The organism is Pseudomonas persica, assembly GCF_900291015.1.
In the GTDB taxonomy this organism is placed as follows: Bacteria; Pseudomonadota; Gammaproteobacteria; order Pseudomonadales; family Pseudomonadaceae; genus Aquipseudomonas.
Genome location: NZ_OLKL01000388.1, coordinates 1 through 234 on the forward strand (window position 1 = coordinate 1; position 234 = coordinate 234).

Below are 234 nucleotides of genomic sequence, written 5' to 3' on the forward strand. Positions count from 1 at the left end.
CTTCTTCGCTGCGCACGGTGGCATTTGGCGGCTGCAGCAGGTTCAGGCGCTGAACCATCTGCTGGAAGCGCTCGCGGTCTTCAGCGCGGTCGATGGCATCCGGGCTGGTACCGATGATCGGTACGCCGGCTTCTTCCAGGGCGCGGGCCAGTTTCAGCGGGGTCTGGCCACCGTAGTGGACGATCACGCCTTTCGGCTTCTCGACACGGCACACTTCCAGCACGTCTTCCAGGG

1 protein-coding gene is annotated in these 234 nt (G+C 64.5%); it reads right to left on the reverse strand.

Annotated features, from left to right (window positions below):
• A partial coding sequence (locus FQ664_RS27005) for a carbamoyl phosphate synthase preATP-grasp domain-containing protein (RefSeq protein WP_144176015.1) occupies window positions 1-234 on the reverse strand: 234 nt, incomplete at both ends.